Source organism: Nocardioides sp. ChNu-99 (assembly GCF_029493445.1).
Taxonomy (GTDB): Bacteria; Actinomycetota; Actinomycetes; order Propionibacteriales; family Nocardioidaceae; genus Nocardioides.
In genome coordinates this window covers 33,553-60,510 of the sequence record NZ_JAHWBL010000021.1, presented here as the reverse complement: position 1 = coordinate 60,510, position 26,958 = coordinate 33,553, and the positions used below count along the sequence as shown (strand labels likewise).

Genomic DNA, 26,958 nt, shown 5'->3' with positions numbered 1-26,958 from the left:
GCCCGAACGGCGGCACCGCGGCCTGGGTGGCGGTCGACGTCGGGTCCGCGGCGCGGTGCGGCGACGCAGGTGCAGGGCCGGTCGCGGGGCCCGTCGCAGGGCCGGGCGTGCGGCGTACCGCCGTCGGGTCCGGGGGTGCGAGCACGGCCGTCACCAGCGCGGGGCCGTCGTCGGCCGGCACGAGGGAGCGGACCCCCAGGCGTGCGGCGCGGGCCCGCACGGTGTCGGGGCCGCCGGTCTGGTGGGGCTCCACGACGCCGACGGTGCGCACGCCGTGGCGCCGCAGGTGCTCGACCGCAGCACCGTCGAGGCCGGGCGCCTCGAGCCCGACGAGCGCGACGTCGGCCTGGCCGAGCGTCGCGGAGGCCAGGAGGTCGTTGACGTCGACGCAGCGCCGGAGGACGGCGACGTCGTTGCGGTCGGCGAGCGCCGTGAGGGCGCCCTGCTCCCAGGCGGCGCCCGAGCCGACGACGAGGACGCAGATCACCGCTCAGCCCCGCTGGGCGACGGTGACGGTGCCGCTCGTCATGGCGGCGAGGGCGGGACCGATGGCGTCGTGCTGGTCCTCCGGCACGGCGAGCACCAGCTGGCGGTCGGCGAGGCTGCCGATGCCGTCCTGGGCCGAGGGCGCCTCGACGACGCGGACCTCCTCGAGCAGCAGCACCGCACCCGGTGCCGACGGGTCCGGGGCGCCCGTCCCCTGCTGGCCCTGCGCGGGGCCCTGGGCGGCGCCCTGGCCGGGCTGGGTCGTCGCGGAGGTGCCGGCGTCGGCGGGCACCTCGGCGCCGGCGGCCCAGACGTCGACGACGCTGCCGGCCACGACGCCGGGCGGCACCCGCGTCGCCTCGACCGCGACGGGGACGTGGCGCAGCCCCTCGTCCTCCCCCTCCCCCAGGGCGGCGGCGGGCAACAGCTCACCGGCGCCGACGTCACGGGCCAGCCGCGCGCCGTCCTCCGGTGGCTCGGAGGCCGGCAGGTAGGAGTCGAGTGACTCGCCGTCGCGGAAGCGCACGCGCACGGCCACCAGGTCGTCGGCCGACAGCGTCGACCCCGCCACGAGGTCCGCGTCGGCCGCCCAGACCTCGACCGTGTCGTCGGCCGAGCCGAGCACCCGCGCGCCCACCAGGACGGAGACGGCGACGATGAGCAACCCCACCCACAGCCGCGGATCGCGCCAACCCGGCGCGGTCGCGCGCGTCGCCCGCTGGGGAGGGACGGTCCCGAGATGTCCACTCACCCGGACATCATCACCACAACCGCCGCTTCCTCGCACCGGTCCGTCCACAGGACGCCCCCCGATGCTCACGCAGGTGACAAGTCCCGCCCCGCTGTAACGCGGTGTCCGGGCGACCGGAGACGCGGTCGACGGCGTGCGCAGACCCCCCAGCACCGCAGCAGAGGGCGCAGGAGGCGCCGGGGGCGCCGGATCAGCGCTCGCAGACGACCCCGTCGCCGTCGCGGTCCTGGTACCAGTCGTACTCGGGGTCCACGCCGCTCACGTAGTCGCCGTACCCGGCGTCGTTCGCCGCCCCGCACGTCCCGAACCGCGGGTCCGTCGCGGACGCGGGAGCCGCTTCCGGCGCACTCGCCGCACCCGAGCCGGAGCCGCCGCTCGAGCTGCTCGACCCGCCGGAGCCGCCGGAGCCGCCCGAGCCCCCGGAGCCCCCGGAGCTGCTCACCGGCCGGGACGCGAGCGCCTGGGCGACGGCGTCCTCGACCGCCCGGCGCTGCGCCTCCGCCTGCGCGACCCGTTCCGCCTCGACGGCCTCCGCCACGGCGACGTCGGTCGCGGCGTGTGCCTCGGCGACCTGCGCGGCCGCGGCGGCCTCGGCGGCCTCGACCTCGTCCGCCGCCTCGCCCGCAGCCTCGTCGCGGGCCTCCTCACGGGCGGCCGCGACCTCGCGCTCCGTCGACTCCTCGACGGCGGCGCGGCCGTCGGCCTCGGCGCGCGCCAGCGCGTCCTCGTCCTCCCCGGAACCACCGAGGCCGATCACCAGCCCAACCAGGCCGGCCGCGATCCCGACCTTCGTGCGGGTCCAGAACGGGCCGCGGCGGCGCGGCGTCCTCGTCATGTCGTACGGCTGCATCGTGGCCTCCCCCTCGCGCCGGCGGTTCGCGAGGCGCGCGACCAGTCAACGCGTCGTACGCCGCCCCCGTCCGCCGAACGGGCCGTCCGGCTCCGTTGGCCTGGACCACCGCCCGCGCCGTACGGCTGTGGTCGCCCCGGACGTGTAACGCGGTGTCCGCGCGTCTGTGCACGCCGTCGACCACGTGTGCAGTCGCTCGGACACCGCGTTACACGGGCCGATACGGCGGTACGGCGGTTCGGCGGTACGGCGCCGCGGGCGTCAGCCCAGGACGCCGAGGTGGTCGAGCAGGATGCGCAGGCCGATGAGCACGAGGATCACGCCGCCGACGAGCTCGGCCCAGGTGCCGAGGCGCTCGCCGACGCGGGACCCGACGAACACGGCGACCAGCGACAGCGCGAAGGTGATGACGCCGATGATCACGACGGCCTGGACGACGGCCGCGACGGTCATGTCGAGCACGCCGAAGGTCACGCCGACGGCGGCGGCGTCGATCGAGGTGGCCACGGCCAGGGGGACGACGACGGCGAGCGTCAGCGGGGCGTACGCGGCGAGGGCGCCCCCCGCCGTACCCGTGCCGGCCCCCGTGCCGGCCCCCGAGCCGCCCGGCTCCTCGTCCTCGTCGTCGGAGAACGACTCCTTGATCATCAGCCCGCCGAGGACCGCCAGCAGCACGAAGGCGATCCAGGGGGCCGCGGCGCTCACGACGCCGGCGAACCAGAACGACAGCACCCAGCCACCGAGCGGCATGACGGCCTGGAAGAGGCCGAACGCGCCGGCCAGGAAGAGTGCGTCGCGCCAGCGGGGGCGGTGCATCCGCAGGCCCTGCGCGACGGACACGGCGACGGCGTCCATGGCGAGGGCGAAGGCGAGCACGATGAGTTCGGCGGTGGTCACCGAGGGGTTCCTCTCGTCGGGCTGGTCGAGGGGATCCGGGTACGCCGAGGCCTCGACCAGCATCAGCTGGTCGAAGGTCTCGTCCACCACCGGCTCCCCGCGCCTCGCGACGCGGGAGACCCCGGGCGGGACGGCCGGGTGACCACGTCGCCGCGGGCACCAGCATGTCGACCGTCCCTGCCGACGCGAGTCGGCCGGGCTACTCCCCTTCGACCCCGAACCCTAGGTCATCGCCGTAGTGTCGCTGCGAGCGGCTACGGTGAGCGCGATCACAGGCGGAGGACCCCGCAAGGGGCGGAGGAGGAGCGCATGCGGCTGCACCTGACGGAGGAGGACGCGGCGTTCCGCGCCGAGCTCCGGGAGTTCTTCACGACGCAGGTCGACGAGGACATCCGCACGGCGGTCCGCGACCGCGCCCACCTCACGCAGGAGCAGATCGTGCGCAGCCACCGCACGCTGCACGCGGCCGGCCTCGCCGTGCCGCACTGGCCCGCGGAGTGGGGCGGGCGCGACTGGAGCTCGCTGCGCCGCCACCTGTGGCACGAGGAGATGCAGCGCGCCTGCGTCCCGCCGCCGCTGGCGTTCAACACCTCGATGATCGGCCCGGTCATCGCCCAGTTCGGCAGCCAGGAGCAGAAGGAGCGCTTCCTGCCGGCCACGGCGAACCTCGACATCTGGTGGAGCCAGGGCTTCTCCGAGCCCAACGCCGGCTCCGACCTCGCCTCGCTGCGCACCTCCGCGGTGCTCGACGGCGACACGTGGGTCGTCAACGGCCAGAAGACGTGGACCACGCTGGGGCAGTACGGCGACTGGATCTTCACGCTGGTGCGCACCGACCCGTCCGTGAAGAAGCAGGCGGGCATCTCGATGCTGCTCATCGACATGACCAGCCCCGGCGTCGAGGTCCGCCCCATCGAGCTCATCGACGGCAGCCACGAGGTCAACGAGGTCTGGTTCACCGACGTGCGCGTGCCCGCGGAGAACATGGTGGGCGAGGTCAACTCCGGCTGGACCCAGGCCAAGTTCCTGCTCGGCAACGAGCGCGTCGGCGTCGCGCCCGTCGGTGCCACGAAGCGACTGCTCGCGCAGATCAAGGAGTGGGCCACCACGGTGACCTCGCCCCACGGCACCCTGCTCGACGACCCGTTCGTCGCCGCCCGCATCGCGGAGCTGGAGAACGAGCTGAGCGCCCTCGAGCTCACCGCGCTGCGCGTGGTCGCGCACTCGGCCGACGGTCGCCCGCACCCCGCCTCCTCGGTGCTCAAGCTCAAGGGCAGCGAGTTGCAGCAGGCGGTCTCCGAGCTCGCGATCGACGTCGCCGGCCCGGGCGCCCTGGCCTCGGGCGCGGACGACGAGACCAGCGACCTGCCGGCCTGGCAGCGACGTGGCACCCCGGCGTACCTGAACCTGCGGAAGGCCTCCATCTACGGCGGCTCCAACGAGGTCCAGCGCCAGATCATCGCCGGCACCATCCTCGGGCTCTGACCCGCACGCGAGAGGACGAGACGTGGACTTCACCTACGACGAGGAGCAGGTCGCGCTGCGCGAGGCGGTGCGGGGACTCCTCGGCCGGGCGTACGGCGACTTCGAGAACCGGCGCCGCGCGGTCGCGGACGACCCGGGGTACGACGCGGCCACCTGGGGCCGGATGGCCGAGATGGGCCTGCTGGCCCTCCCCTTCGCCGAGGACGACGGCGGCGTCGGCGCCGGCCCGGTCGAGGTGGGCGTGGTGGCCGAGGAGATCGGCCGCGTGCTCGCGCCCGAGCCCTACCTGGCGGCCGTCGTGCTGGCGGGCGGCCTCGTCGCCGCCCTCGGCACCGACGAGCAGCGCGCCGAGCTCGTCGGCGGCCTGGCCTCCGGCGAGCTGGTGCCGGCCCTGGCCCACGCGGAGCCGGGCAGCCGCTGGAGCGCCGAGGCCACCGCGGTGACCGCGCAGCAGGCCGGCGACGCCTGGACCCTCGACGGGGTGAAGGAGCCGGTGCCGTTCGGCGCCTCCGCCGACGTCCTGCTCGTGACCGCGGCCCTGCCGGGCGGCGGCACCGGGGTGTTCGTGGTCGACCCGTCGACCGACGGCGTCACCCGCGACGGCTACCGCACGCCCGACGGCGGTCGCGCCGCCCGGGTGCGCCTCGCGGGCGCGACGGGTACGCCGCTGGGCGAGGCCGGCGTCGACCGCACGGCCGCGGTCGCGGCGGCCCACGACGCCACCCGCGTCGCGGCCGCGCAGCAGGCGGTCGGGGCGATGCAGGTCGCGCTCGAGACGACGGCGGGGTACCTCAAGAGCCGCGAGCAGTTCGGCGTGCCGCTCAAGACGTTCCAGGCGCTCACGTTCCGCGCCGCGGACATGTACGTCGCGCTCGAGCTGGCCCGCAGCCTCGCGCTCTGGGCCACGATGGTCCACGCCGACCCCGACGCCACCCCCGAGGAGAAGGCCGACGCGGCCCGCCGGGCCTGGGCCCAGACCTCCGCGGCGGGGCGCCACGTCGGCCAGGAGGCCATCCAGCTCCACGGCGGCATCGCGATGACAGCGGAGTACTCGACGGGCTCCTACACCGCCCACCTCACGGCGCTCGACCACCTGCTGGGCGACGCCCGGCACCACCTCGGCCTCCTGGCGCTCGACGTCGCCGGCCACGGTGAGGTCGACCCGCTGCGCTGAGCCCCGCCGTACCCCCGGTTCGTGGTGGCAGCGCCAGGCATTCCGCGGCGCTGCCACCACGAACCGGGCAACGGGGCTGCCTAGCGCGGCAGCGGCACGACCCACTCCAGCAGCGTCCCGCCGCCGTGCTCGCTCATCACGCGCGCGGTCCCGCCCAGCGCCTCGGCGCGGCGGCGCACGTTGACGAGCCCGCTCTCGACCGCGTCGTCGAAGCCGACGCCGTCGTCGAGCAGGCGCAGCGCCACGATGTCGTCGTCGGCCTGCAGGTCGATCGTCACCGCGCTCGCCCGCGCGTGCCGCACCACGTTCGACAGGCCCTCTCGCAGCGTCGCGAGCAGCTCGTCGGACTCGCGGTCCGGCACCGTCGTGTCGACCGGGCCGCGCACGTGGACCTCGGGGGTGAAGCCGAGCGCGTCGGCGTACTCCGCGGCGAGCTGCAGCACCTCGGCGCGCAGCGAGGTGCCCTGGAGTCGGCTGAGCTCGAAGATCGTCGTGCGGATGTCGCGGATCGTCTGGTCGAGCTCGCGCACGGCGGCGTCGAACCGGGGCCGGGCGTCCGGCGCGACCTGGGCGCGCAGGCCCTGCAGCTGCAGGCCGGTGGCGAAGATGCGCTGGATGACGACGTCGTGCAGGTCGCGCGCGATGCGGTCGCGGTCGGCGAGCACCATCAGCTCCTGGCGCTCCCCCACCGCCCGGATGCGGTCGATGGAGGAGACGGCGTGCGACACGAACGACTCGAGCAGCTCGAGCTCCTCCTCGGCGGGGGCCCGGTCGCCCGGCCGCAGCGCGACGCCCAGCACGAGCGGCTCGGCGAGCTCGGAGCGGAACGGCACGAGCACGACGACCGTGCTGTCGGCCCGGGCGACCACGGAGCGGCGGGACCGGTTCGCGGCGTGCACCGCCTCGAACACCGCGGCGCCGGGCGCCAGGTGCTCGGCGGGCACCAGGTGCTCCGTGCTCGACACGTCGTCCTCGGCCACCACGACCACGGCGTCGGCGACGAGGCGCACGAGCACCACCGAGCGCGCCCGGAAGACCCAGCTGACGAGCTCGGTGACGTGGGCCAGCGCGGCGTCGGCAGCGATGGGCGGCTGCAGCAGCTCGGCGAGCCGCTGCGAGACCGTCAGCCACTCCGAGCGCCGCACGGCCCGCTCGCGTGCGCCGGCGACGTCGAGCACGTGGGCGGCGCGGTCGGCCAGCCAGCCCAGCAGCCGCTCGTCGTCGGGGGTGAAGGGGGCCCGGTCGTCCTCGTCGCCGAGGTAGAACATGCCGAGCCGCCGCTCGCGCCGGTCGATGCCGACGCCGACGAACCGCTCGACCGGCGGGTGGCCCGGGGGCAGCATCGTGGCCAGCGGGTGGGCCGTGACGTCGTCGAGTCGCATCGGCTCGTCGGAGCGCAGGAGACAGCCGAGGACGCCCCGACCGACCGGGAAGTCGCCGATCTCGTCGCGCGCGGACTCGTCGAGGCCGTGGAGGTAGAAGTCGCCGAGGCGCCCGTCGATGTCGAGGACGGTGAGGACGCCGTACCGGGCCCCGACCAGATCGCAGGCGCTCGAGACGACGTCCTGCAGCAGCGTCCGGACGTCGCCGTCACCGGTGAGCCGGGCCAGCAGGTCGAGGACGTGCGGCAGCCGGTCGCCACCGACGATGCCGGTGATGGAGCGCGGGGTGGGCCGGGGGCTCGAGGCCATGCCCGCCACCCTAGGTCGTCGCTGCGCGCGGCGGCGGAAATAGGACGACCCGCAGGCGTGGCCCCTCGGGAGGGGCCGTCTCCAGTAGGACAAGGTCTGGAGCGCCTGCGGGCCGGGTGACTGCCCTCGTATTGCCAGCGGCTCGACGCCGCCTACTGCGTTCCGCGCGACCGGCACCTCGCCGGTCGGGCGTCCCGCGTCTGGTGCGGAGCTGCTAGCGAGCAGCCACCTCACGCGTCCTGGAAGAACTCATTCTCCGGACCACCTCCTTTCCCGTGTACCCCAGAAAGTACGCCGGTGCCCGGGGGGTCTCAAGGGGTTTTTCGGGCCGTTCGCCGAGGGCGAATCAGGTGCCACGTCACGGCGCCAGGCGCCGCACGGTCCAGCCGTCGCCGGAGCGCTCGTAGACGAGCCGGTCGTGCATCCGCCCGGTGCGGCCCTGCCAGAACTCGACGGCGTCGGGCACGACGTCGTACCCGCCCCAGCCGGGGGGCGCCGGCACGTCGTCGGTGTCCGCGAAGCGGCGTTCGGCCTCGGCGTAGGCGGCGGTCAGCTCGTCGCGCGAGGCCACCTCGGCGGACTGCTGCGAGGCCCAGGCGCCGATGCGGGAGCCGCGGGGGCGGCGCGCGAAGTACTCCTCGACCTCCGCCCGTGGCACGGGTACGGCGTGCCCGTCGACCCGCACCTGCCGCTCCAGCTGGTGCCAGGGGAACAGCAGCGCGCAGCGGGGCTCGGCCGCGAGCCCACGGCCCTTGCGGGAGCCCGTGTGGGTGAAGAAGCGGAAGCCGTGGGGGCCGAACCCCTTGAGCAGCACGAAGCGCGACGAGGGCGCGCCGTCGACGTCGACGGTCGAGACGACCATGGCGTTCGGCTCCCCGATCGCGGCGGAGGATGCGTCGTCGTACCAGCGGGAGAACATCGACACGGGGTCGGGCGTGAGGTCGGCCTCGGCGAGCCCGCCGCTCGCGTAGTCCTCGCGCAGGTCGGCCAGGTCCCTCTCGTCGCTCATGCCCGCCACGGTACGGCGGAGCGCGCCCGACCACCGCCCGACCACCGCTCGGACGCCCCCGTGGCGGGCCCGCGGAGCGCGCGGGCACAATGCGACGCGGCACACACGCCACCAGCACGCGCACGTGAGCACGCGGGAACCGCGCCGACGAAGGAGTCGCCCCATGACCGAGGTCCACCACGGCCTGGAAGGCGTCGTCGCCTTCGAGACCGAGATCGCCGAGCCCGACAAGGAGGGCTCCGCGCTCCGCTACCGCGGCGTCGACATCGAGGACATCGTCGGCCGGGTGCCGTTCGAGAACGTGTGGGGCCTGCTCATCGACGGCAGCTACACCCCCGGCCTGCCGCCGGCGGAGGCCTACAACCTGCCGGTGCACACGGGTGACGTGCGCGTCGACGTGCAGGCGGCCATCGCGATGCTGGCGCCGGCGTTCGGCTTCGGCCAGACCTACGACATCAGCGACGAGCAGGCGCGCGACGACCTGGCGCGGGTGGCGGTCATGGTGCTGTCGTACGCCGCGCAGTCGGCCCGCGGGCTGCACCAGCCCGTCGTACCCCAGAAGGCGGTCGACGAGGGCGCGACGCTCGCCGAGAAGTTCCTCATCCGCTGGAAGGGCGAGGCCGACCCGAAGCACGTCAAGGCGATCGACGCCTACTGGTCGTCGGCGGCCGAGCACGGCATGAACGCCTCGACGTTCACCGCCCGCGTCATCACCTCGACGGGCGCCGACGTGGCGGCCGCGTTCTCCGGCGCGATCGGCGCGATGAGCGGCCCGCTGCACGGCGGCGCCCCCTCCCGCGTGCTCGGCATGATCGAGCAGGTGGAGCGTCGCGGCGACGCCCGCGCCTACGTCAAGGAGCTGCTCGACGGCGGCGAGCGCCTCATGGGCTTCGGCCACCGCGTCTACCGCGCCGAGGACCCCCGCGCCCGCGTGCTGCGCCGCACCGCCCGCGAGCTCGACGCCCCGCGCTACGAGGTCGCCGAGGCGCTGGAGCAGGCGGCGCTGGCCGAGCTGCGCGAGCGTCGCCCCGACCGCGTGCTGGAGACGAACGTCGAGTTCTGGGCCGCGATCGTGCTCGACTTCGCCGAGGTGCCGGCGCCGATGTTCACGTCGATGTTCACGTGCGCCCGCACGGGCGGCTGGTCGGCGCACATCCTCGAGCAGAAGCGCACGGGCCGCCTGATCCGCCCGTCCGCGGTCTACACCGGCCCCGCCGCCCGTCCCGCCGACGCGGTCGACGGCTGGCAGGAGGCCTGGGGCGCCTGAGCCCCCGGCCCCTCCCCAGGGCCGAGCAGGTACGACGACGGGCGGGTCCCGCAGCCAGCGCTGCGGGCCCGCCCGTCCGTCGTACCAGGGGTGACCGGGGCTCAGCCGCCGGTGTACCAGCTCGTGAGGCCGCGCGCGCCGGCCCAGCTCAGCGAGACGTGCACGTGGTCGACGTGGCGCAGCGTGGGCGAGCACGCAGCGACGCTCGTGCAGTTGGCGTGCAGGTAGGGCTTGACCTGGAAGCCGTTCCAGGCCGACCAGATGCGGTCGTTCCAGATGACGTACATGACGCCCTGGCGACGGGCGCGGGCGGCGACGTTGCCGGCGGCGTCGGTGGCCTGCAGCTCGGCGAGGAAGCGGTAGAACGCCTGGCGCTGGTTGGCGTTGCGGGCGTCGAGGTTCCAGTCGAGCGCGCGGCTCTCCTTGTGCTCCGAGCGACCGCCCGAGCTGCAGGCGCGGGTGATGCCGATGATGCGGCCGCCGTAGCGGGCGGTCAGCTGGCTCGAGTACGCCTGCATGCCGGGCATGATCTTCGACGTGCAGCCGGTCTGCGGCTCGTAGCGGGCGAAGGGCTCGACGGGCGACGCGACGCGGGCGTCGGCGGTCGTCGGCTGGGGGCCGATGACGGCGACGAGGGCGAGCAGGACGGCGCCGACGATCGTGAGCAGGCGCGGGTGACGCAGGGACATGACAACTCCTCCGAGGGGACTCGTCACCCTTTCGGCCGTGTCGCTCCCGACCTGAGCACCCCAACGGGTGGTATCGGGCCCGGGCGCCTCAGGTGCCCGGCTCCGCCTCTTGATCGGGTACGACGCGCGTCGTCGCCGCGAGGTAGGCCCGGCCGCGCGGCGACAGGTCGTAGCCCACGTCGAAGCTCTGCGTGAGCCCGAGCCCCTTGAGCTTGCGGACGTCGATCTTGAACGGGTCGCGCTCGCGTCCGACCTCGGCGGCGAGGTCGGGGGCGCGGGTGTGGGGGCGGCGGCGCACCAGGTCGAGGGTCTGCATCGTCCACGGGCCGTGGCTGCTGGCGCGGTCGAGCCGCTCGAGGCGGCGGTCGATGTCGGCGACGTCGTCGGCGGTGAGGTCGGCGGACTCGCGCAGCGCGATGCGGGGGTCCTCCCCCGCCCAGGTGAGGCCGACGCGGTAGACGACGGGCTCGCCGGCGCCGGGCCGGGCGGCCTCGTCGACGGGGCGCAGGCGGCGGCGCAGCGCGTCGGCGTCGGGGAAGCCCGCCGCGCGGGCGTCGTCGGGGGTGATGGCGTGCTCGTCGACGACGTCGACGCTGGTCACGCGCACGACGCCGGCGGAGCTGCGGAACTCCGACCCGACCCGCACGTCGGGGCGCGCCCACCGGCGGAACGCGAGCGTCACCGACCCGTCGGCGACGCCCTGGGCGACCTTCGGCGGGAGGCGCACCGGCTCAGCCCGCCTGCTCCAGCGGCGAGAGCCGCCGCCCGAGGTGCACCGACTCGGGCGAGCACCTGTAGTGCCCGTACGGCGTCACCGCCGCGTAGCCCGCCGCGGTGTAGAGCGCGATGGCGGTCGGCTGCATCGTTCCGGTCTCGAGCACGAGGGAGTCGAAGCCGGCGCGCAGCGCGTCCTGCTCGAGGTGGGCGAGCACCAGCTTGGACAGCCCGCGCCCGCGGTGGGAGGGCACGACGTACATGCGCTTGATCTCGGCGATCCGCCCCAGCCCCGGCTCGTCGAGGTCGAGGTGGGAGCGCCAGGCGCCGGTGGCGACGGGCACCTGCGCGCCGTCCTCCTCGACGTACCCGACGAAGAAGCTGCCGGTCGGCGGCTCGAACATCTCGGGCTCGAGCGGGGTCTCGTCGGGGCCGCCGTAGAGGCTGCGGTACTCGTCCTGCACCTGCGCGACGAGCCGCGTCGCGTCCTCGTGCCCGTAGCCCACGCGCTCGAGCCGCAGACCGCTCATCCCTCGTCCTCCTCGCCGTGCCCGATCCCGCCGGTGGGAGACTAGCCCGGTGACCCGCGCGCTCGAGATCCCCGCCGACCTGCTGCCCGCCGACGGTCGTTTCGGCTCCGGCCCGTCGAAGGTGGCGCAGTCCGCGCTCGACGCGCTGGCGGCGTCGGGCCGCTCACTCATGGGTACGTCGCACCGCCAGGCCCCGGTCAAGGACCTGGTCGCGCGGGTGCAGGGCGGGCTGGCCGACCTGTTCGCGCTGCCCGACGGCTACCGGGTGGTGCTGGGTCTCGGCGGGTCGACCGCGTTCTGGGACGTCGCGACGTTCTCGCTGGTGCGCGAGCGCAGCGCGCACGGCGTCTTCGGCGAGTTCGGCGGCAAGTTCGCCACCGCCAGCGCCGCCGCGCCGTGGCTGGGCGAGCCGGTGGTGGCGCGGGCCGAGCCGGGCTCGGTGGCGCTGCCCGAGGCGGTCGCCGGGGTCGACGTCTACGCGTGGCCGCACAACGAGACCTCGACGGGCGTGATGGCGCCGGTACGGCGGGTGCCCGGCGCCGACTCGGACGCGCTCGTCGTCGTCGACGGCACCTCGGCCGCCGGCGGTGCGGCCGTCGACCTGCGCGAGACGGACGTCTACTACTTCGCGCCGCAGAAGGGCTTCGCCGCCGACGGCGGCCTGTGGTTCGCGCTGATGTCGCCGGCCGCGCTGGCGCGGGTGGAGGAGGTGAAGGGGTCGGGGCGCTTCATCCCGGCGTTCCTCGACCTCGCGACCGCGGTCGACAACTCGGCGAAGCACCAGACGCTCAACACCCCCGCGATCGCGACGCTGTTCCTCATGGAGCGCCAGCTCGCCTGGATGCTCGCCGAGGGCGGGCTGGAGGCGATGGCGGCGCGGACCGCCGCGTCGTCGGCCGCGCTCTACGGCTGGGCGGAAGCGTCGTCGTACGCGACCCCGTTCGTCGCCGACCCCGCGATCCGCTCGCAGGTCGTGGGCACGATCGACCTGGCGACGTCCGGTGACCGGGCCGTCGATGCCGCGGAGGTCGCGACGGTGCTGCGCGCCAACGGCGTCGTCGACGTCGACCCCTACCGCAAGCTCGGCCGCAACCAGCTGCGCGTCGCGATGTTCCCGGCCATCGACCCGGGCGACGTCGAGGCGCTGACGCGGTGCGTCGACTGGGTCGTCGAGCGGATCTGAGCGGCGTCAGCCGGCACGGCCGCCCGGGTGGCGTGTGCGGAGGTCTGCTGCGACACGTCTGCTCAGCGGATCTCCGCACGTGCCCGGCTGGCGGCTCGCCGCCGTTCACGCTCGCCGACGAGCTGGGCGACGGAGAAGCTCCCTGCCCCGACGAGGTAGAGCCACATCACCCACGCGTCTCCGCGGCCGTGCGCAGCCGCAGCCAGGTAGAGCCAGAGGGTGATGGCCACGGCGGCGCAAACGCGGCTGACCCACTCGCGAGCCGGCCGCCGGGGCCGCGCGGGGGATGCACCGGTCACCAGGGCCCCCCGGTCGGGGCGGGAGCCGACGCGGCAACAGCCTCCCGGCGGGCGTGACGCACTTCCCTGACGAGCGAGGAGGCGAGCCAGACGACGCCGACGGCGTACCCCGACGCCCAGAGCATCTCGTCCCGCTGCAGCGCATCGACGGCGAAGAAGACCCACGCGACCGCCACCACGACGGTCGACGCGCAGCGGAACGCGTCTCGAGGTCGCCAGCGCGGCGGGTCGGTCGAGGTCACGGACCCATGATGGCGGACCGCCGGGGTGCCCCGCCGGTGTTTGGGCCGGCCACGCTGGTCGGCCGTCAGGGTCCGTCCGCGTCGGTCCCGGCGGAGGGCGCCCGCTTGTGCGGGGGTCTGCTGCTCGACGTCTGCTCAGCGGACCTCCGCACATGCCGGGCGACCGGCGGCTCGCCGCCGCGCCTCAGCCGTCCTGCGCGTCGGCGGGCGGCGTACCACCGCCGGGGGGCGTGCCACCCATGCCGCCGCCCATGCCCGTCGACTCCTGCTGGGTGGCGCTGCCTGCGTAGTCGTTGGTCGGGTCGCGGTAGATCGTGTGCACGTGGCCCCAGCCCGACGTGGTGACCCCGTCGACGTCGGCGCCGGCGGAGCCCTGCTGGGCGGCGAACTCGACGTACGCCTTCGGCCCGGAGATCTGGAAGTAGATGCCGTCGCCCTGCGTCATGTCGTAGACGGTGGCGCCCGACCAGTTCACGTAGGTCTCGTCGAGGGTCGCCTCGATCGCGGCGAGCTCGGCGGCGGTGGTCTCCTCGTCGGCGAGGCCCACCCAGTTGGCGATCACGTCGAGCAGGAGCTGCTTCTGCTCGTCGGTGAGGTCCGCGCCGGACAGGCCGGTGCCGGTCGGGTAGCTGCAGGTGCTGCCGGGCGCGCACACCATCGCCGCGACGGACTCACCCTGGTAGAGCGCGGCCTTCTGCTCGTCGGTGAGGCTGTCGTAGAACGCGAAGGCGGTCTCGTAGATGGTCCCGAAGGGCTGCACCTCCTCGCCGTCCTCGTTCGTCCAGACGGCCGGCTGCACCCCGAGGTGCGTGGGCGCGAAGGTGATGGCGTCGGTGCTGCCGTCGAGCGTGGCGTTGATGCCGAGGTGGTGGCCGCCGAACTGCACCTCGAAGGCCGTGGTGTCGGACGGGTCGCCGAAGAAGGCGATGTAGTACTGCCCCAGCGACTCCTCCGTGCTGCTGCTGTTGTCGAGGAGGTACTGGTCGCCCGCCATGATCCCGGTGACCGTGGCGTACCCCTCGTCGCTCAGCAGCGCCTCGAGCACCTCCATCGCGGCGACCTGCTGCTCCTCGGTGAGGTCGGCCAGGTTGAGGCCCGCACGCTCCACGAAGGTGACCGGAAAGTTCGACCACGACGTCGTCTTGGTCTCGTCGTCGTAGTCGTAGAGCACCTGCTCCCGCTGCTCGTCGGACAGCGTCGCGAGGAACGCCTCGGCGGCCGCGGCGGTGTCGGTGATCGTGGCGGCCGTCGTCGTGGCGTCGGTGGTCGACGTCGTACCGGCGGCGGCAGCGGCCGACGACACCGCCGACGACGTGCCGGACGAGGACGACGTGGTCTCGGCGGCGCACCCCGTGAGGGTGAGGCCGAGGGTCAGCGTGGTGGCCGCGATCCAGCGGGCGGTACGGCGGGCGCGCGGGGCGGCGGTCGCGCCGCCGGGTCGGGTGTTCACGTTCATGGCGGGGACGTTAGGAACGGATCCTGTCCGGTTCCTGTGCGTCGTCTTTGCGCCCGCCACGAGCCCGTGGGCGGTCGCACGCGCCGCTGTAACGCGGTGTCCGGGCTACTGAACACGCCGCAGACCGCCGCACCAGACACCCCAGCGCCGCAGGAGACATCAGCGCCGCACCAGAAGGACCGCCCGAGGTACGTCGCGGGCCCGCCGTCGCCGAAGCCCGAGCGTTCCGAGCATCGCGGCGCTAGCCTGCGGCGATGCGGGTCGTCAGCGTCGTCCACGTCATGGCCGAGTACTTCGCCTCGCCTCTCTGGGACCGCACGCCGGACGGCCCCTACGGAGAGATCGAGCTGGACGAGCTGCCGATCAGTCCCGACCTCGCCGAGGCGCTGACGGCGTGGAACGACGCCTACGGCGTCGAGTCGGAGTCGCCGTTCGAGGTCGACCAGGTGGCGGAGGCGTGGCGCTGGTGGAACGACGGCCTGCAGCTGGCGAAGCGTCTCCAGGGCGAGCTGGGCTCGGACGTCGAGGTCGTCTACTTCGAGGAGGAGCCCCCGCGCCCCTGACGCCCTCGCGCTGGGCGCGACGCCCGGCCCGCCGCTGTAACGCGGTGTCCGGGCTACTGCACACGTGGCGGGCCACCGCACCCGACACCCCAGCGCCGCAGGAGACACCACCACCGCACCAGAGCGCCCCTCGAGCAGTACGCCGCGCGTCAGCCGCCCTCGCCTCGACGCCCCTCGCGTTCCAGGGCGGCGTCGAGCCAGGACCGCAGGCCGTCGCCGGCCACCGCCGCGTCGTCGACGGCTATCCACCCTTCGCCCATCGACCGCCCGGCGCCCATCTCGGCCCGGCGAGCGCCCGCCGCCCGCACCAGCTCGGCGTCGCGGGCGGGCGACACCCGCACCAGCAGCGCTCCCCCGCCGGTCGAGACGCAGACGGCCATGGCGCCGTCGACCATGAACGCGAGGCCGCCGAACATCTTCACCTCGCGGACCTCCGACTCCCCGGCCAGGGCGCCCCGGACGCGGGCGGCGAACTGCTCGTCGTACGCCACCGGGGTCAGGCCAGACGCTCGCGCAGCGTCGCGACGCCGTCGCCGGCGAGGTGCTCGAGCGCGGCGGCGCGACCGGTGATCGCGAGCAGCAGCGCCTCCGCGCGGCCGCGCACGACCGGGCCGCTGCCGTGGGCCCAGTCGACGTCGTCGGCCTCGAACCGCAGTCCGTCCAGCGCCCCGCGGGGCACGAAGCTGCGGTCGCGCGACGAGGCGAGGAAGTTCAGAGTCGCGGTCAGTCGTTCCGCCGGTACGTCGCGCGCCAGCCCGAGCGGCCACCGGACGTCGAGGCCGTGCACGAGGAGGTCGGTCAGGGGCGCCTCGGGGCCGTGGCCGGGAGGGGTGAACCGGGAGTCGGCCTTCGCCCGCAGCACCCCGGCGAGCTCGGCCAGCGGGCGGCGCGCCTGCTCGTGGGCCAGCCGCACGTTCGCCCGGTGGAAGCTGCCGCGCGCGACGATCATCGCCCGCGCGAACCCGCCGAGCCCCACCTCGAGCGGCACGACCAGGTGGGCGGCGACGTCGTGCACGGTCCACCGGTCGCAGAGACTCGGCGTCGCGGCTTGCGCGGGGGTGAGCCCCGTCAGCAGCGCGGCCAGGGCTCGGCGCTCGTCGGCGATCGCGGCGAAGGTGTCCACGCGGTCATCGTCGCGCGCCGGCCCGGCCGCGTCCGCGTGTCGCGGCGACGTGCGCCGTACCTCTCCGCTTGACGGACGCCGGCGCCGGACGGGACCGTTGCCCTCGGCGGCCGAGCGGCAGCCGGGGCGACAGGGGTACGTGATGGTGCGCAGGACGTGGACGGCAGCAGCCCTGGTCGCGACCGCGATGGGGCTCGGTGCGGCGCCCGCCGCCAGCGGCGCGGCGACGGCCCCCACGATCGTCGTCGACGACGCCCGCGGCGACGTCACCCTCGACCCCTACGCCAGCTCGGGTCCGTCGTTCACGCCGCGCATCGACCCGGCGGCGGTCGACCTCGAGCGGGTCACCGTCACCTCCAACCGGGACACGATCTTCGTGCGCGTCGACCTGAGGAAGTTCTACGGCGCGGCCAAGGTGGCGAACCGGCAGCAGGGCGCGCAGTCGGTGGTCGTCGACCTGTACGACGGCACGTCCGCCTTCCTCACCGGCACGGCCATCTGGGAGGTCGGGGCCCGTCCCCAGGTCACGGCGACCATCTCCGAGCGCGACGGCGTCTGCCGGAGCCCCGCCACCGTCAGCACGTCGACGGTCGACCACTGGATCCTGCTGCGCCTGCCCGCCGCCTGCGTGCGGTCCGGCGCCACCCTGCGCGGCGCCGAGGTGCAGTCGTCGCAGGTGCTCGAGCAGCGCAACGGCGCCGGCACGGTCACCTCGCGGCGCGTGTACGGCGACGCGGCCACCTCGCCGGGTATCTGAGCAGCCAGACGCGATCCACAGTCAGGAAGCCGACCCGCGCCGACCCGCCTCGGCGGCCTGCCGCTTCTTGCTGTAGACCGCCCGGATATTTGCGATCTTGCGGCGCTGTCCCTCGGTCAGAGGATCGCGCTGGGACGACGACCTCACCGGGACGCTCGCACCCGCTGCCGAGGACTTCTGGTCCTTGCTCATCTCGCCTCGCCTCTCCTGAGCGTTCTGCGCGACGCTCGTCGCGCCCGGTCCACCCACGACGGACCGTCCACGGTACTCCGCGACGACAGCCGCGTCGGCGGGTTCCCGGGGACGTCGAGCTCCTCGATGGCCTCGACCACGGCACGCTAGGGGAGGCCACCGACAGCGACCCCAGGCGCCGTGGTCACCAGTTTGCGGACGGCGCCCCGAAGAGCTGCGGCTGCCCGGCGACGACGGCCTGCACCGCGGGCCACAGGCCGTCGAAGCTGAACTCGTCGTACGCCGCGTCGCCCGATCCGCGGACGGACAGGTCGACGTCCGGCACCGCCGCCGGCGGGTCCGACACCAGCGCAGCACGCCCCGAGAGGATGGCCTCGGCTGCGGCCGACATACCGAGCAGGCGGCAGCTCGCGATGACCCGGTCGAGGGGGAAGCCGACATCGCCGTCGAGCTCGGCCACGGCGGCCCACAGGCTCCGGTCCATCGCCAGGTCGTCGAACGTGAGGACGTCCCGGAGGGCTCGGTCGCCCACCTCGAACGTCTCGGCCGGGAAGTGCTCGGCGAGCGCCTCGTCGTACACCCCGACGGCGTCCTTCGCGCGGCTGAAGACGACGGTGTCGAAGGACAGCTCGAAGAGCGGCGGCCCGTCCCACGGCTCGACGTCCCGCTCCGTCGGCTCGGCCTCGAACTCGGTCACACCGCGCTCGCGCAGGCCCTCCAGCACCCGGGCGCTCACGGTGAGCATGGAGTTGCGCTGCGTCGTCAGCCCCGCGCGCACCTCTCCGCGCCCGATGGGCTCGACGAGCCCCAGGTAGTCGGCCTCGATCACGCGCCGACGGCGGTCCAGTATCGCCGCCGGGTAGGTCATGAGGTCGTCGAGCACCCCGAGCTCCCCGAGCGCGTCGACGAATCGTCGCGAGACCACCTTGGTCCTCGATCCGCCGCCCCAGAGGAGGTCGCCGCGGCGCCGCCCACGGGAGCCCTCGACCTGGCGGAACCAGAACGGGAAGCCGAGCTCGTCGGCCTGGCCGTCCTCGATGAGCCGCGGGATCTCGCGCCCGTCGGGCAGGAGCCACGGCCCGAGCTTCGGCTGGCCCTCCCACTCCGGCGCGACCCACAGGTCCCTGATCGCCGACTTCCCGCGCAGCGAGAACCACTCACCGTCCACGTCTCCCCCTCACTCGATCGCGCTCGCCGCGAACTGCGACCGGTAGAGCGCGGCGTACGCGCCGTCGGCCTCCAGCAGCTCGCCGTGCGTCCCCTGCTCGACGATGCGCCCGGCCTCCATCACGAGGATGACGTCGGCGTCGCGGATGGTGGAGAGCCGGTGGGCGATGACGAACGACGTCCGGTCCTCGCGCAGCGCGCCCATCGCCTTCTGCAGCAGCAGCTCGGTGCGGGTGTCGACGGAGCTGGTGGCCTCGTCGAGGATCAGCAGCGCCGGGTCGGCGAGGAACGCGCGGGCGATGGTGAGCAGCTGCCGCTCGCCGGCCGACAGGTTCTCGCCGTTCTCGGTGACGACGGTGCCGTAGCCGTCGGGCAGCGAGCCCACGAACCGGTCGACGTACGTCGCGCGCGCGGCCTCGAGGATCTCGTCCTCGCCGGCGCCCGGGCGGCCGTAGGCGATGTTGTCGCGGATGGTGCCCTCGAAGAGCCAGGTGTCCTGCAGCACCATGCCGGTCTGCGCGCGCAGGTCGTGGCGCGACAGCTCGGTGACGTCGACCCCGTCGAGCGTGATGCGCCCGGCGTCGAGCTCGTAGAAGCGCAGCACGAGGTTGACCAGCGTCGTCTTGCCGGCGCCGGTCGGGCCGACGATCGCGACGGTCTGGCCGGGGCGCGCGACGAGCGAGAGGTCCTCGATGAGCGGCCGGTCGGCGCTGTAGGAGAACGAGACGTGCTCGAACGCGACCTCGCCGCGCCCCCGGGGTGCCTCGGCCGCGGCGGCGGCCCGGGCGGCCACGATGGTGGCGTCGACCTCCTCGTCGGCGTCGAGCAGCTCGAAGACCCGCTCGGCGGACGCGACGCCCGACTGCAGCAGGTTCGTCATCGACGCGACGGTGGTCAGCGGCTGGTTGAACTGCCGGGAGTACTGGATGAACGCCTGCACGTCCCCGATCGTGATCGCGCCGGCGGTCACGCGGAACGCGCCGACGACGGCCACCACGACGTACGACAGGTTGCCGATGAGCATCATCACGGGCATGAGGAGCCCGGAGACGAACTGGGCGCGGTAAGCCGCGTCGTAGAGCGCGTCGTTCTGCTCGGCGAAGACCTCCTCGGCGGCTCCCCGGCGACCCATGACGGTGACGAGCGCGTGCCCGGAGATGGACTCCTCGACGTGGGCGTTGAGCGAGCCGGTGCGGCGCCACTGGGTGACGAACTGCGGCTGGCTGCGCTTCATCACCGCGCCGGTCAGCACCAGCGAGACCGGCACCGCGATGAGCGCCACGACGGCGAGCAGCGGCGAGATCCACAGCATCATCGCGAGGATCCCGACGACGGTGAGCAGCGAGGTGAGCAGCTGGCTCATCGTCTGCTGCAGGGTCTGCCCGACGTTGTCGATGTCGTTGGTGACGCGGCTCAGCAGCTCGCCGCGCGGCGCCTTGTCGAAGGTCGCGAGCGGCATGGCGTGGATCTTGCGCTCGACGTCGGCGCGCAACTCGCGGATGGTCGACTGCACGACGTCGTTGAGCAACCACCCCTGCAGCCACGCGAGCGCGGCAGCTGCGACGTACACGGCGAGCACGACGAGCAGCGCCTGCCCGACGGCCCCGAAGTCGACCCCCCGACCGGGCACGAGGCCGTCCATCCCCGACACGAGGTCGGCGAGCTCGCCCTGGCCGCCGGCCCGCAGCACGGTCTCGGCCTGCTCCGCGGTCTGGCCGCCGGGCAGCTGGCGGCCGATGTAGCTGGCGAACACGAGGTCGGTGGCGCGTCCGAGCAGCCACGGCCCGAGCGACATGAGGGTGACGCTGCCGATGGCGAGCAGCACCACGAGGGTGGCCTTGGCACGCTGGGGGCGCATGCGGCGCAGCAGCCGGCGGGCCGACGGCACGAACGCCATGGCCTTCTCCCCCGCGCCCATGGCGCCGGCGGGCCCGGGCCCGCGCTGGGGTACGGCGATCCGCTCGGTCGCGCGCAGCCCGCCGCCGTGCTTCTCGTCGGTGCGCTGCTCCTGGTCGGTGCTCATGCCGCCTCCTCCGCGCTCAGCTGGGACGCGACGATCTCGGCGTACGTCGGGCAGTCGTCGACGAGCGTCTCGTGGGTGCCGGAGCCGACGAGGTGCCCGTCCTCGAGCACGAGGATGAGGTCGGCGTCACGGATGGTGGAGATGCGCTGGGCGACGACGAGCACGCACGCGTCGGTGGTCCACGGCTTCAGCGCCGCGCGGAGCCGGGCGTCGGTGGCGAGGTCGAGGGCGGAGAACGAGTCGTCGAAGAGGTAGACCTCGGGGCGGCGCACGAGGGCCCGCGCGATGGCGAGGCGCTGGCGCTGGCCGCCGGAGAAGTTGGTGCCGCCCTGGGCGACGACCGAGTCGAGCCCGTCGGGGAGCGCGGCGACGAAGTCGCGGGCCTGGGCGACCTCGAGGGCCTCCCACAGCTCGTCGTCGGTCGCGTCGGCCTTGCCGTGGCGCAGGTTGCTGGCGATGGTGCCGCTGAAGAGGAACGCGCGCTGGGGCACCAGCCCGATGCGCGACCACAACAGCTCGGGGTCGACCTGGCGCACGTCGACGCCACCGACGAGCACGCGGCCCTCGGTGGCGTCCATGAGCCGGGGCACGAGGTCGACGAGGGTCGACTTGCCGGAGCCGGTGGAGCCGATGACGGCGACGGTCTGGCCGGGGCCGGCGGAGAACGAGACGTCGGTGAGGACGGGCTTCTCGGCGCCGGGGTGGGTGAAGCCGGCGTGCTCGAAGCGCAGCGTCGCCGACTCGGGCAGGTGGGTGACGGGCTGCTCGGGCGGGTGGACGCTGGAGGAGGTGTCGAGCACCTCGCTGATGCGATCGGCGCAGACCGCGGCGCGCGGGATCTGCATGAGCATGAAGGTGCCCATCATCACCGACATGACGATCTGCATGAGGTAGGCGATGAACGCGGTCAGCTGGCCCACGCCCAGCTCGCCGGAGTCGACGCGGTGGCCGCCGAACCAGATGACGGCGACGCTCGCGACGTTGACGACGAGCATGACGAGCGGGAACAGGGTGGCCAGCCAGCGGCCGGCGCGGATGGAGACCTCGGTGAGCTGGGCGTTGGCGTCGTCGAACCGGTCGGTCTCCTCGCGCTCGCGCACGAAGCTGCGCACGACGCGGATGCCGGTGATCTGCTCGCGCAGCACGCGGTTGACGGTGTCGATGCGGCCCTGCTGGGCGCGGAAGCTCGGCACCATGCCGCGCACGACGATCGCGACGACCACGAAGAGGGTGGGCACGACGACGGCGAAGATCCATGACAACCCGACGTCGGTGTAGAGCGCCATCGCGATGCCGCCGAACATCATGATCGGCACCGACACCGCGATGCTGCACGTCATCAGGGTGAGCATCTGCACCTGCTGCACGTCGTTCGTCACCCGCGTGATGAGCGACGGCGCCCCGAACTGCCCGACCTCCCGCCCGGAGAACCCGGTGATGCGTCCGAACAGCTCCGCCCGCATGTCCCGCCCGACCGCCATCGCGGTGCGCGCCGAGAACCAGACGGCCGTCACCTGGCAGGCGATCTGCCCGAGGCAGATGAGCAGCATGAGCGCGCCGATGCGCAGCACGTGGCCCGTGTCCCCCTGGGTGACGCCCTCGTCGATGATCGAGGCGTTGAGGTTGGGCAGGAACAGCATCGCCCCCGTCGACCCCAGCTGCAGCAGCCCGATGACGAGCAGCTGGCGGCGGTAGGGACGCAGGTGGTCACGCAGCAGGCGGAACAGCAAGTGGGCCTCGGTTCGAGCGGTGGGGGTACGGCGGCAGTCGCGGTGGCGGCGCGTCTGCGGCGGGGTGCGAGGCCCGTCAGGCGGCGCGTCGCGCGCCGGTCGCCCACGATATCGGGGGTGGCCTCGCCGGGCTTCCGACTTTCGGCGGGGTTCGGGGGTCTCGGGTACGGCGTGCGGGTGCGGCGTTCGCGGCACGTGGGCGGGCGAGGGGCCTACGGTGGCGCGCGTGGGATACACGAGATGGCGGACGAGCCGGATCATCGCCTGGCCGGGGATGCTCCTGGTGCTCGCCCTGTTCCTGAGCCCGGCGCTGGACCACCTGTCGTTCCCGCTGCGGATCCTCATCGGTCTCGCGGCGCTCGGCGTCAGCGCCACCGTGCTCGAGCGGGTGATCTACCGCGTGTGGACCGCGGTCGACGAAGCCGCCGAGCGGCGCGCGGCCGCCCGACTCCCCTGAGGCGCCCGCGGGATCGCGGGTGAGCAGCACCCGGCGGTCTCCGTGAGGGGTCAGTCGGTGGCGAGGCCGAGCGCCTCGCACTCGTCGGCGACGTCGTCGAGGGCACCGGACAGCGCGTCGGTGTCATAGGTCTGCAGGGACCTCCCGATGACCTGCGCCGCCTCGGCGAGGTCGGCGTACTCGTCGTCGGCCGTCCCCGCTGCGCTGGCGAGCGGCGCCATCGCGGACAGCTCCCAGAAGGCGGGGTCGTCCATGGCGGAGTCCTCGGTCAGCGGCTCGTCGCGGTCGATGTCGACAAGTAGCCCGCAACCCGTCGAGGCGTTGCGCTCTCCTCGGTCGTCGCTGCCGCCACCCTCGATGAGCAGCCCGATCGCGATGCCCGCGCCGACGCCCACCAGCGCGGTGGCGAGCGCGAATAGGGGCCAGGCGAGGCTGCGGCGGGCACGGCTGTGGGGAGGCTGCTGGCTCACGGGGCCCACGCTCCCCCGGTACGACGGCACGAAACGCCCCGCCTCGTCCGACCGCCCGGCTACTGCCTGTACGTGCTGGCGCTGTCGAAGGCGTAACGCCTGGACTCCGAGACGGTGCGCGTTCCGACGACGACCTCACGGGTCAGCACCATGTTCACCCCCGCCGAGAGGTGGTCGTACCACAGCTCGTCGGGGAGGCACGCGTCCGGCAGCGTGAGGCCGACCAGGTCGTGCACGCGGGAGAACGTCACCTGCCCGGCGGTCGCGCAGCGCTCCCTGCTGCCGTCCGCGTGCCAGGTGACGGTGGCCTCGACGAAGAACGCCGTCCCGGCCTGGGTGGGGCGCACCGAGACCTCCACACCGCGGTACACGCCGTGCACGCGCTGCTCCGCCACGTTCAGGTCCCGCCTGTCGCCGGACCGCGCGTACTTCAGGAGGTAGACGAAGACGTCCTCCACCTTGATTTCCAGCAGGTGGTTGGCTCCCACCTGCTTCACCGTGACCCACTCGACGTCCACGCTGCTCATGGGCACGGCGGGCGTGAAGCTGGGGCCGTACGCGCCGACGTAGCTGACGCCGACGTCGCCCCGCTCGTCGTCGATGCGCTCGATCACGGCCGCGGCGCCCGCCGGCATGGCGGTGACTGCCGTGAGCGACAGCGCGGCCGCTGCAGCACCTGCCCCGACGATGGTCTTGCGGATCCAGCCCATGATCTCCCCCGTTTCGGCTCACGCCCTCGCGGCGCTGCACGCCCATAATGAGAACGCAGACACAGGCGACTCGTCTCGCTTGTCACCGGTCTGGCGGCGGCGTGAGCACTGCCCAGCGGTTCTGGCCCCCGTCTCGGCACGACGGGCGCAACCACCAAGCGCGGGAGCGGGTGGCGCTCCTAGTGATCGGCACGTCGTTCCTGCTGCTCGCCGCGTTCGCCTCGTTCGTCGCCGTGCGCGCAATGCTCGGCGGCCACGAGGCGGAGCACTCGAGCGTCGGCATCGCCATCGCGGCGCTGAGCCTGGCGATCATGCCGCTGCTGTCGTGGGCCCAGGGGCGGGCGGGGCGCGAGCTCGGGTCGCCCTCGGCGGTGGCGGACTCCCACCAGACGCTGCTGTGCACCTACCTCTCGGCGGTGCTGCTCGCCGGGCTGCTGCTCAACAGCCTGTGGGGCATCAGCTGGGCCGACCCCGTCGCCGCGATGGTCATCGCCGCAGTCGCGGTGCCGGAGGGCGTCGGGGCGCTGCGCGGGGACGCGTGCTGCGCGCCGACGGCGCCGCGGGACCTTGGCGCCGACGGGTCCGTCGAGGCGGAGGCGTGCGGCTGCTGCGCCTCCTGCTGAGGTACGGCGGTCAGCCGAGCGCCGCGGCGATCTCGTCGTAGGCGCGGCGGCCGTAGGCGACGAGCCGGGCCTCGCGGACCTGCGTCGGGGTGGTGCGCAGCGTCTCGACCGCGCAGGCGATGGCGTCCTCGCGCGGCCAGCCGTAGATGCCGGCGCTGACGAGCGGGAACGCCACCGTGCTCGCCCCGAGCTCGTCGGCCACCTCGAGCGCGCGGCGGTAGCAGGACTCCAGCAGCCCGCGGTCGCGCTCTCCGGCCGAGTAGTTCGGACCCACGACGTGAATCACCCACCGCGCGGGCATCACTCCGGCGGTCGTCCAGCCGGCGTCACCTGTGGCAAGCCCGTCGGGGAAGCGGCGCGCGCAGTCGGCCAGCACCTCCGGCCCACCCGCGGCGTGGATCGCGCCGTCAACGCCTCCCCCGCCCCGCATGCGCCGGTTCGCGGCGTTGACCACCGCGTCGACCCGCTGCTGCGTGATGTCGCCCTCGACGACCGTCACCTCGGCGAACCTGATCATCAGACCTCCCTCAGTACGACGACCCTCGCCGCGACAGTACGCCCGGGCGGACGACACTTCGGAACACCGGACGCTGCGGCGCAAACTTCGACGCACCGCCCGCGAATGACAGAGCAAATGACTGGACCCGGCGGATGCCCAACCCGGACACGTAGCCGCAAATCCACCGCATGTACCCCTGCCGACGGTCGTTGCGCGTCCCCGCGCGGGATCGGTCCTACTCGCTGCGCGCGTTGCCATCGGTGGTCAGCCTGCTTTGAGGGTCATCCTGTTCCGTAGGCTGCCCGCGTGAACGCAACAAACCTCGTCGAGCAGGCCGAACTCCGCCGCTCGACGACCTTGGCCAGACTGAATCCGGAAGATCGGGCGCGGCGGGGTCAGTACTTTACGCCGGCGAAGGCTGCTGAACTGCTCACTAACATGGTCACGCTCCCGTCTGACGGCACATTCCGAGTGCTCGACCCAGGAGCCGGAACTGGATCGCTGAGTGCTGCGCTTGTAGCTCGGCTCATCTCACAGGCTCCGGGAGTGCACCTTCACCTTGTGTGCTACGAACTAGACCCTGTGCTCCTCGGCCCACTTCAAGAGACTATCGCGGAATGCGAAACCGCTGCCACTACCGCTGAGATGTCACTGACATGGGAGATCATCAACGCGGACTACATCCAGTCTTCAGTTGGCATAACTCGGCACTCCCACCTGGGTGGCTTCGATCTGGTTCTCATGAACCCCCCCTACGGCGAGTTGGCCGGGATACACCCTGCTAGGCGCGAACTGGCAGGACACCTAGTCGACACACCAAATCTCTACGCGGCCTTCATGGCCCTGGGTGTGAATCAACTAAATGACGGCGGTCAGTTGGTTGCCATAACTCCCAGGTCTTTTGCCAATGGGCCCACATTCGCCCCATTTCGCAGATACCTGCTGAGCGTCGTTCACCTTACCCATATTCACGACTTCGCCTCCCGCTCGGCGGTCTTCTCCGACAGCAAAGTCCTTCAAGAAACAATTGTCATTGCCGCACAGAAGGGCCGTCACGCTGACCAAGTGATCCTGTCAACGAGTTTCGGGCATCTCGATGAGCCTCTCCGCCGGCTGGTCCGCGCCACGGACGTTGTCGATCCCAGTGATTCCGCCCAGTTCATACGGATCCCCACGGAAGATGCCGATGTCGCAAAAGTGCTCGCTTTGCCAGGCGATCTGGCCTCTTTGAACATTTCTGTCTCAACCGGAAAGATTGTAGACTTTCGCTTGCGCGAAAACCTGATGACCGAGGCCGACGAGACGTCCGTTCCGATGATCTATCCACTCCACTTTGACGCCGGCGTCATTCGATGGCCGGTTGCCCGGGCGAAGCCGCAGCACTACGCGCTGCGAACCGAGCGAGACGCCCGACGCTTGCTGCCCTCTGGCAATTATGTAGTTGTGAAGAGATTCTCCACGAAGGAAGAGAGGCGACGCGTAATCGCCGCAGTTTGGTCACCCGAGGTCTCGGACTCGGGCATAGCGTTCGACAACAAGACCAACGTTTTGCACATCCGCGGCGCAGGAATGGACCTGGAACTCGCCCGCGGCTTGTGCATCTGGCTAAACAGTACGCCGGTTGATAAGTTCTTTCGAACCTTCTCCGGCCACACTCAGGTGAACGCAACTGACATGCGGATCATGCGTTTTCCATCGGACCAGACGCTTCGCGTCTTAGGCGCGTCTTGGTCCCCCCCGCTCGTGCAGAACGAGGTCGACGAACTCGTCGACAGATGCGTCTTTGGCAGTGTCGGAGCTGTTAACTGACTCCAGGCGTCTCAGGGCTTGCCGGACACACCAGGATTGGCGACCCCGACCAAGCTGGCTCCGCGATGCTTGTGGTGGAAGCACATGCCCATGACCACGACCATGCGTCATA

Annotated in this window: 29 protein-coding genes and 1 pseudogene; 9 read left to right on the top strand and 21 right to left on the bottom strand. The window is 73.0% G+C overall.

The genetic code is table 11. The features are described 5' to 3' along the window. The 4 genes and pseudogenes from KK617_RS09260 to KK617_RS09245 form a co-directional block, all read right to left on the bottom strand. Positions 1–487, bottom strand: a pseudogene (locus KK617_RS09260) (hypothetical protein); the annotation flags it as partial. A 3-nt stretch (positions 488–490) separates the two neighbouring features. After that, positions 491–1,156 carry a hypothetical protein gene (locus KK617_RS09255; protein WP_277499658.1) on the bottom strand — a complete coding sequence of 222 codons (666 nt, stop codon included), beginning with the start codon at positions 1,154–1,156 and terminating at the stop codon, positions 491–493. Positions 1,157–1,427: 271 nt separating this feature from the next. Then, complete coding sequence (locus KK617_RS09250; RefSeq protein ID WP_277499656.1) at positions 1,428–2,087, bottom strand: excalibur calcium-binding domain-containing protein; 660 nt, start codon at positions 2,085–2,087, stop codon at positions 1,428–1,430. Positions 2,088–2,348: 261 nt separating this feature from the next. After that, a complete protein-coding gene (locus KK617_RS09245; protein ID WP_277499653.1) occupies positions 2,349–3,071 on the bottom strand; it encodes a manganese efflux pump MntP family protein in 723 nt (240 codons plus the stop codon). Positions 3,072–3,293: 222 nt separating this feature from the next. Here KK617_RS09245 and KK617_RS09240 point away from each other — a divergent pair, with 222 nt between their 5' ends. After that, a complete protein-coding gene (locus KK617_RS09240; protein WP_277499651.1) occupies positions 3,294–4,469 on the top strand; it encodes an acyl-CoA dehydrogenase family protein in 1,176 nt (391 codons plus the stop codon). A gap of 22 nt (positions 4,470–4,491) precedes the next feature. Next, positions 4,492–5,643 carry an acyl-CoA dehydrogenase family protein gene (locus tag KK617_RS09235; RefSeq protein WP_277499650.1) on the top strand — a complete coding sequence of 384 codons (1,152 nt, stop codon included), beginning with the start codon at positions 4,492–4,494 and terminating at the stop codon, positions 5,641–5,643. A gap of 80 nt (positions 5,644–5,723) precedes the next feature. On the opposite strand, the gene KK617_RS09230 is transcribed toward KK617_RS09235, so the two are convergent. Further along, entirely contained in the window at positions 5,724–7,334 is a 1,611-nt protein-coding gene (locus KK617_RS09230) for a GAF domain-containing protein (RefSeq protein WP_277499649.1), read from the bottom strand. A 358-nt stretch (positions 7,335–7,692) separates the two neighbouring features. Continuing rightward, a complete protein-coding gene (pdxH, locus tag KK617_RS09225) occupies positions 7,693–8,343 on the bottom strand; it encodes a pyridoxamine 5'-phosphate oxidase (RefSeq protein WP_277499646.1) in 651 nt (216 codons plus the stop codon). A gap of 163 nt (positions 8,344–8,506) precedes the next feature. Between pdxH and KK617_RS09220 the strand changes: the two genes are divergently transcribed. Next, on the top strand, positions 8,507–9,610 hold the full coding sequence (locus tag KK617_RS09220; RefSeq protein ID WP_277499644.1) for a citrate synthase 2: 1,104 nt from the start codon (positions 8,507–8,509) through the stop codon (positions 9,608–9,610). A 101-nt stretch (positions 9,611–9,711) separates the two neighbouring features. Here the strand turns inward: KK617_RS09220 and KK617_RS09215 are convergent, their stop codons facing one another. The 3 genes from KK617_RS09215 to KK617_RS09205 all read right to left on the bottom strand — a co-directional run bounded on the left by KK617_RS09215 (position 9,712) and on the right by KK617_RS09205 (position 11,543). After that, positions 9,712–10,299, bottom strand: coding sequence for a hypothetical protein (locus tag KK617_RS09215; protein WP_277499642.1), 588 nt, complete (start codon positions 10,297–10,299; stop codon positions 9,712–9,714). Between the two features lie 88 nt (positions 10,300–10,387). Next, the gene (locus tag KK617_RS09210) at positions 10,388–11,026 is read right to left on the bottom strand and encodes a hypothetical protein (RefSeq protein ID WP_277499641.1); all 639 of its coding nucleotides are present in this window, start codon (positions 11,024–11,026) and stop codon (positions 10,388–10,390) included. A 4-nt stretch (positions 11,027–11,030) separates the two neighbouring features. Continuing rightward, complete coding sequence (locus KK617_RS09205) at positions 11,031–11,543, bottom strand: GNAT family N-acetyltransferase (RefSeq protein ID WP_277499638.1); 513 nt, start codon at positions 11,541–11,543, stop codon at positions 11,031–11,033. A gap of 49 nt (positions 11,544–11,592) precedes the next feature. On the opposite strand from KK617_RS09205, the gene serC reads away from it, so the two are divergent. Further along, positions 11,593–12,726 carry a phosphoserine transaminase gene (serC, locus tag KK617_RS09200; protein WP_277499637.1) on the top strand — a complete coding sequence of 378 codons (1,134 nt, stop codon included), beginning with the start codon at positions 11,593–11,595 and terminating at the stop codon, positions 12,724–12,726. A 62-nt stretch (positions 12,727–12,788) separates the two neighbouring features. On the opposite strand, the gene KK617_RS09195 is transcribed toward serC, so the two are convergent. From KK617_RS09195 to KK617_RS09185, 3 genes are all read right to left on the bottom strand, one after another. Continuing rightward, a complete protein-coding gene (locus KK617_RS09195; protein WP_277499636.1) occupies positions 12,789–12,956 on the bottom strand; it encodes a hypothetical protein in 168 nt (55 codons plus the stop codon). Between the two features lie 65 nt (positions 12,957–13,021). Then, positions 13,022–13,267 (bottom strand): hypothetical protein, encoded by a 246-nt coding sequence (locus KK617_RS09190; RefSeq protein WP_277499634.1) that lies wholly within the window; start codon positions 13,265–13,267, stop codon positions 13,022–13,024. A gap of 184 nt (positions 13,268–13,451) precedes the next feature. Then, entirely contained in the window at positions 13,452–14,723 is a 1,272-nt protein-coding gene (locus KK617_RS09185; RefSeq protein ID WP_277499633.1) for a DUF3500 domain-containing protein, read from the bottom strand. 254 nt (positions 14,724–14,977) lie between these two features. Between KK617_RS09185 and KK617_RS09180 the strand changes: the two genes are divergently transcribed. Further along, positions 14,978–15,286, top strand: coding sequence for a hypothetical protein (locus KK617_RS09180; RefSeq protein ID WP_277499632.1), 309 nt, complete (start codon positions 14,978–14,980; stop codon positions 15,284–15,286). 149 nt (positions 15,287–15,435) lie between these two features. Here the strand turns inward: KK617_RS09180 and KK617_RS09175 are convergent, their stop codons facing one another. Then, positions 15,436–15,777 carry a TfoX/Sxy family protein gene (locus tag KK617_RS09175; RefSeq protein WP_277499631.1) on the bottom strand — a complete coding sequence of 114 codons (342 nt, stop codon included), beginning with the start codon at positions 15,775–15,777 and terminating at the stop codon, positions 15,436–15,438. 5 nt (positions 15,778–15,782) lie between these two features. Beyond that, complete coding sequence (locus KK617_RS09170; RefSeq protein WP_277499630.1) at positions 15,783–16,409, bottom strand: maleylpyruvate isomerase family mycothiol-dependent enzyme; 627 nt, start codon at positions 16,407–16,409, stop codon at positions 15,783–15,785. 142 nt (positions 16,410–16,551) lie between these two features. Here KK617_RS09170 and KK617_RS09165 point away from each other — a divergent pair, with 142 nt between their 5' ends. Further along, entirely contained in the window at positions 16,552–17,166 is a 615-nt protein-coding gene (locus KK617_RS09165) for a hypothetical protein (RefSeq protein ID WP_277499629.1), read from the top strand. A gap of 21 nt (positions 17,167–17,187) precedes the next feature. Here the strand turns inward: KK617_RS09165 and KK617_RS09160 are convergent, their stop codons facing one another. The 4 genes from KK617_RS09160 to KK617_RS09145 all read right to left on the bottom strand — a co-directional run bounded on the left by KK617_RS09160 (position 17,188) and on the right by KK617_RS09145 (position 22,278). Further along, the gene (locus tag KK617_RS09160) at positions 17,188–17,358 is read right to left on the bottom strand and encodes a hypothetical protein (RefSeq protein WP_277499628.1); all 171 of its coding nucleotides are present in this window, start codon (positions 17,356–17,358) and stop codon (positions 17,188–17,190) included. Between the two features lie 184 nt (positions 17,359–17,542). Then, positions 17,543–18,526 carry a hypothetical protein gene (locus KK617_RS09155; RefSeq protein ID WP_277499626.1) on the bottom strand — a complete coding sequence of 328 codons (984 nt, stop codon included), beginning with the start codon at positions 18,524–18,526 and terminating at the stop codon, positions 17,543–17,545. A gap of 9 nt (positions 18,527–18,535) precedes the next feature. Further along, positions 18,536–20,548 carry an ABC transporter ATP-binding protein gene (locus KK617_RS09150; protein WP_277499625.1) on the bottom strand — a complete coding sequence of 671 codons (2,013 nt, stop codon included), beginning with the start codon at positions 20,546–20,548 and terminating at the stop codon, positions 18,536–18,538. After that, positions 20,545–22,278 (bottom strand): ABC transporter ATP-binding protein, encoded by a 1,734-nt coding sequence (locus KK617_RS09145; protein ID WP_277499624.1) that lies wholly within the window; start codon positions 22,276–22,278, stop codon positions 20,545–20,547. The genes KK617_RS09150 and KK617_RS09145 overlap by 4 nt, the downstream gene beginning before the upstream one ends. 226 nt (positions 22,279–22,504) lie before the next feature. Between KK617_RS09145 and KK617_RS09140 the strand changes: the two genes are divergently transcribed. Further along, the gene (locus KK617_RS09140) at positions 22,505–22,735 is read left to right on the top strand and encodes a hypothetical protein (protein ID WP_277499622.1); all 231 of its coding nucleotides are present in this window, start codon (positions 22,505–22,507) and stop codon (positions 22,733–22,735) included. 50 nt (positions 22,736–22,785) lie between these two features. Here the strand turns inward: KK617_RS09140 and KK617_RS09135 are convergent, their stop codons facing one another. Both KK617_RS09135 and KK617_RS09130 read right to left on the bottom strand, forming a co-directional pair. Further along, positions 22,786–23,205, bottom strand: a complete 420-nt coding sequence (locus KK617_RS09135) for a hypothetical protein (RefSeq protein WP_277499620.1) — start codon at positions 23,203–23,205, stop codon at positions 22,786–22,788. A 59-nt stretch (positions 23,206–23,264) separates the two neighbouring features. After that, positions 23,265–23,915 carry a hypothetical protein gene (locus KK617_RS09130; protein ID WP_277499619.1) on the bottom strand — a complete coding sequence of 217 codons (651 nt, stop codon included), beginning with the start codon at positions 23,913–23,915 and terminating at the stop codon, positions 23,265–23,267. Positions 23,916–24,016: 101 nt separating this feature from the next. Here KK617_RS09130 and KK617_RS09125 point away from each other — a divergent pair, with 101 nt between their 5' ends. After that, complete coding sequence (locus tag KK617_RS09125) at positions 24,017–24,538, top strand: cation transporter (protein WP_277499618.1); 522 nt, start codon at positions 24,017–24,019, stop codon at positions 24,536–24,538. A 10-nt stretch (positions 24,539–24,548) separates the two neighbouring features. Here KK617_RS09125 and KK617_RS09120 read toward each other — a convergent pair whose 3' ends face one another. After that, positions 24,549–25,055 (bottom strand): O-acetyl-ADP-ribose deacetylase, encoded by a 507-nt coding sequence (locus tag KK617_RS09120; RefSeq protein WP_277499617.1) that lies wholly within the window; start codon positions 25,053–25,055, stop codon positions 24,549–24,551. A gap of 288 nt (positions 25,056–25,343) precedes the next feature. On the opposite strand from KK617_RS09120, the gene KK617_RS09115 reads away from it, so the two are divergent. Beyond that, positions 25,344–26,846 carry an N-6 DNA methylase gene (locus KK617_RS09115; protein WP_277499616.1) on the top strand — a complete coding sequence of 501 codons (1,503 nt, stop codon included), beginning with the start codon at positions 25,344–25,346 and terminating at the stop codon, positions 26,844–26,846. Positions 26,847–26,958 lie beyond the last annotated feature (112 nt).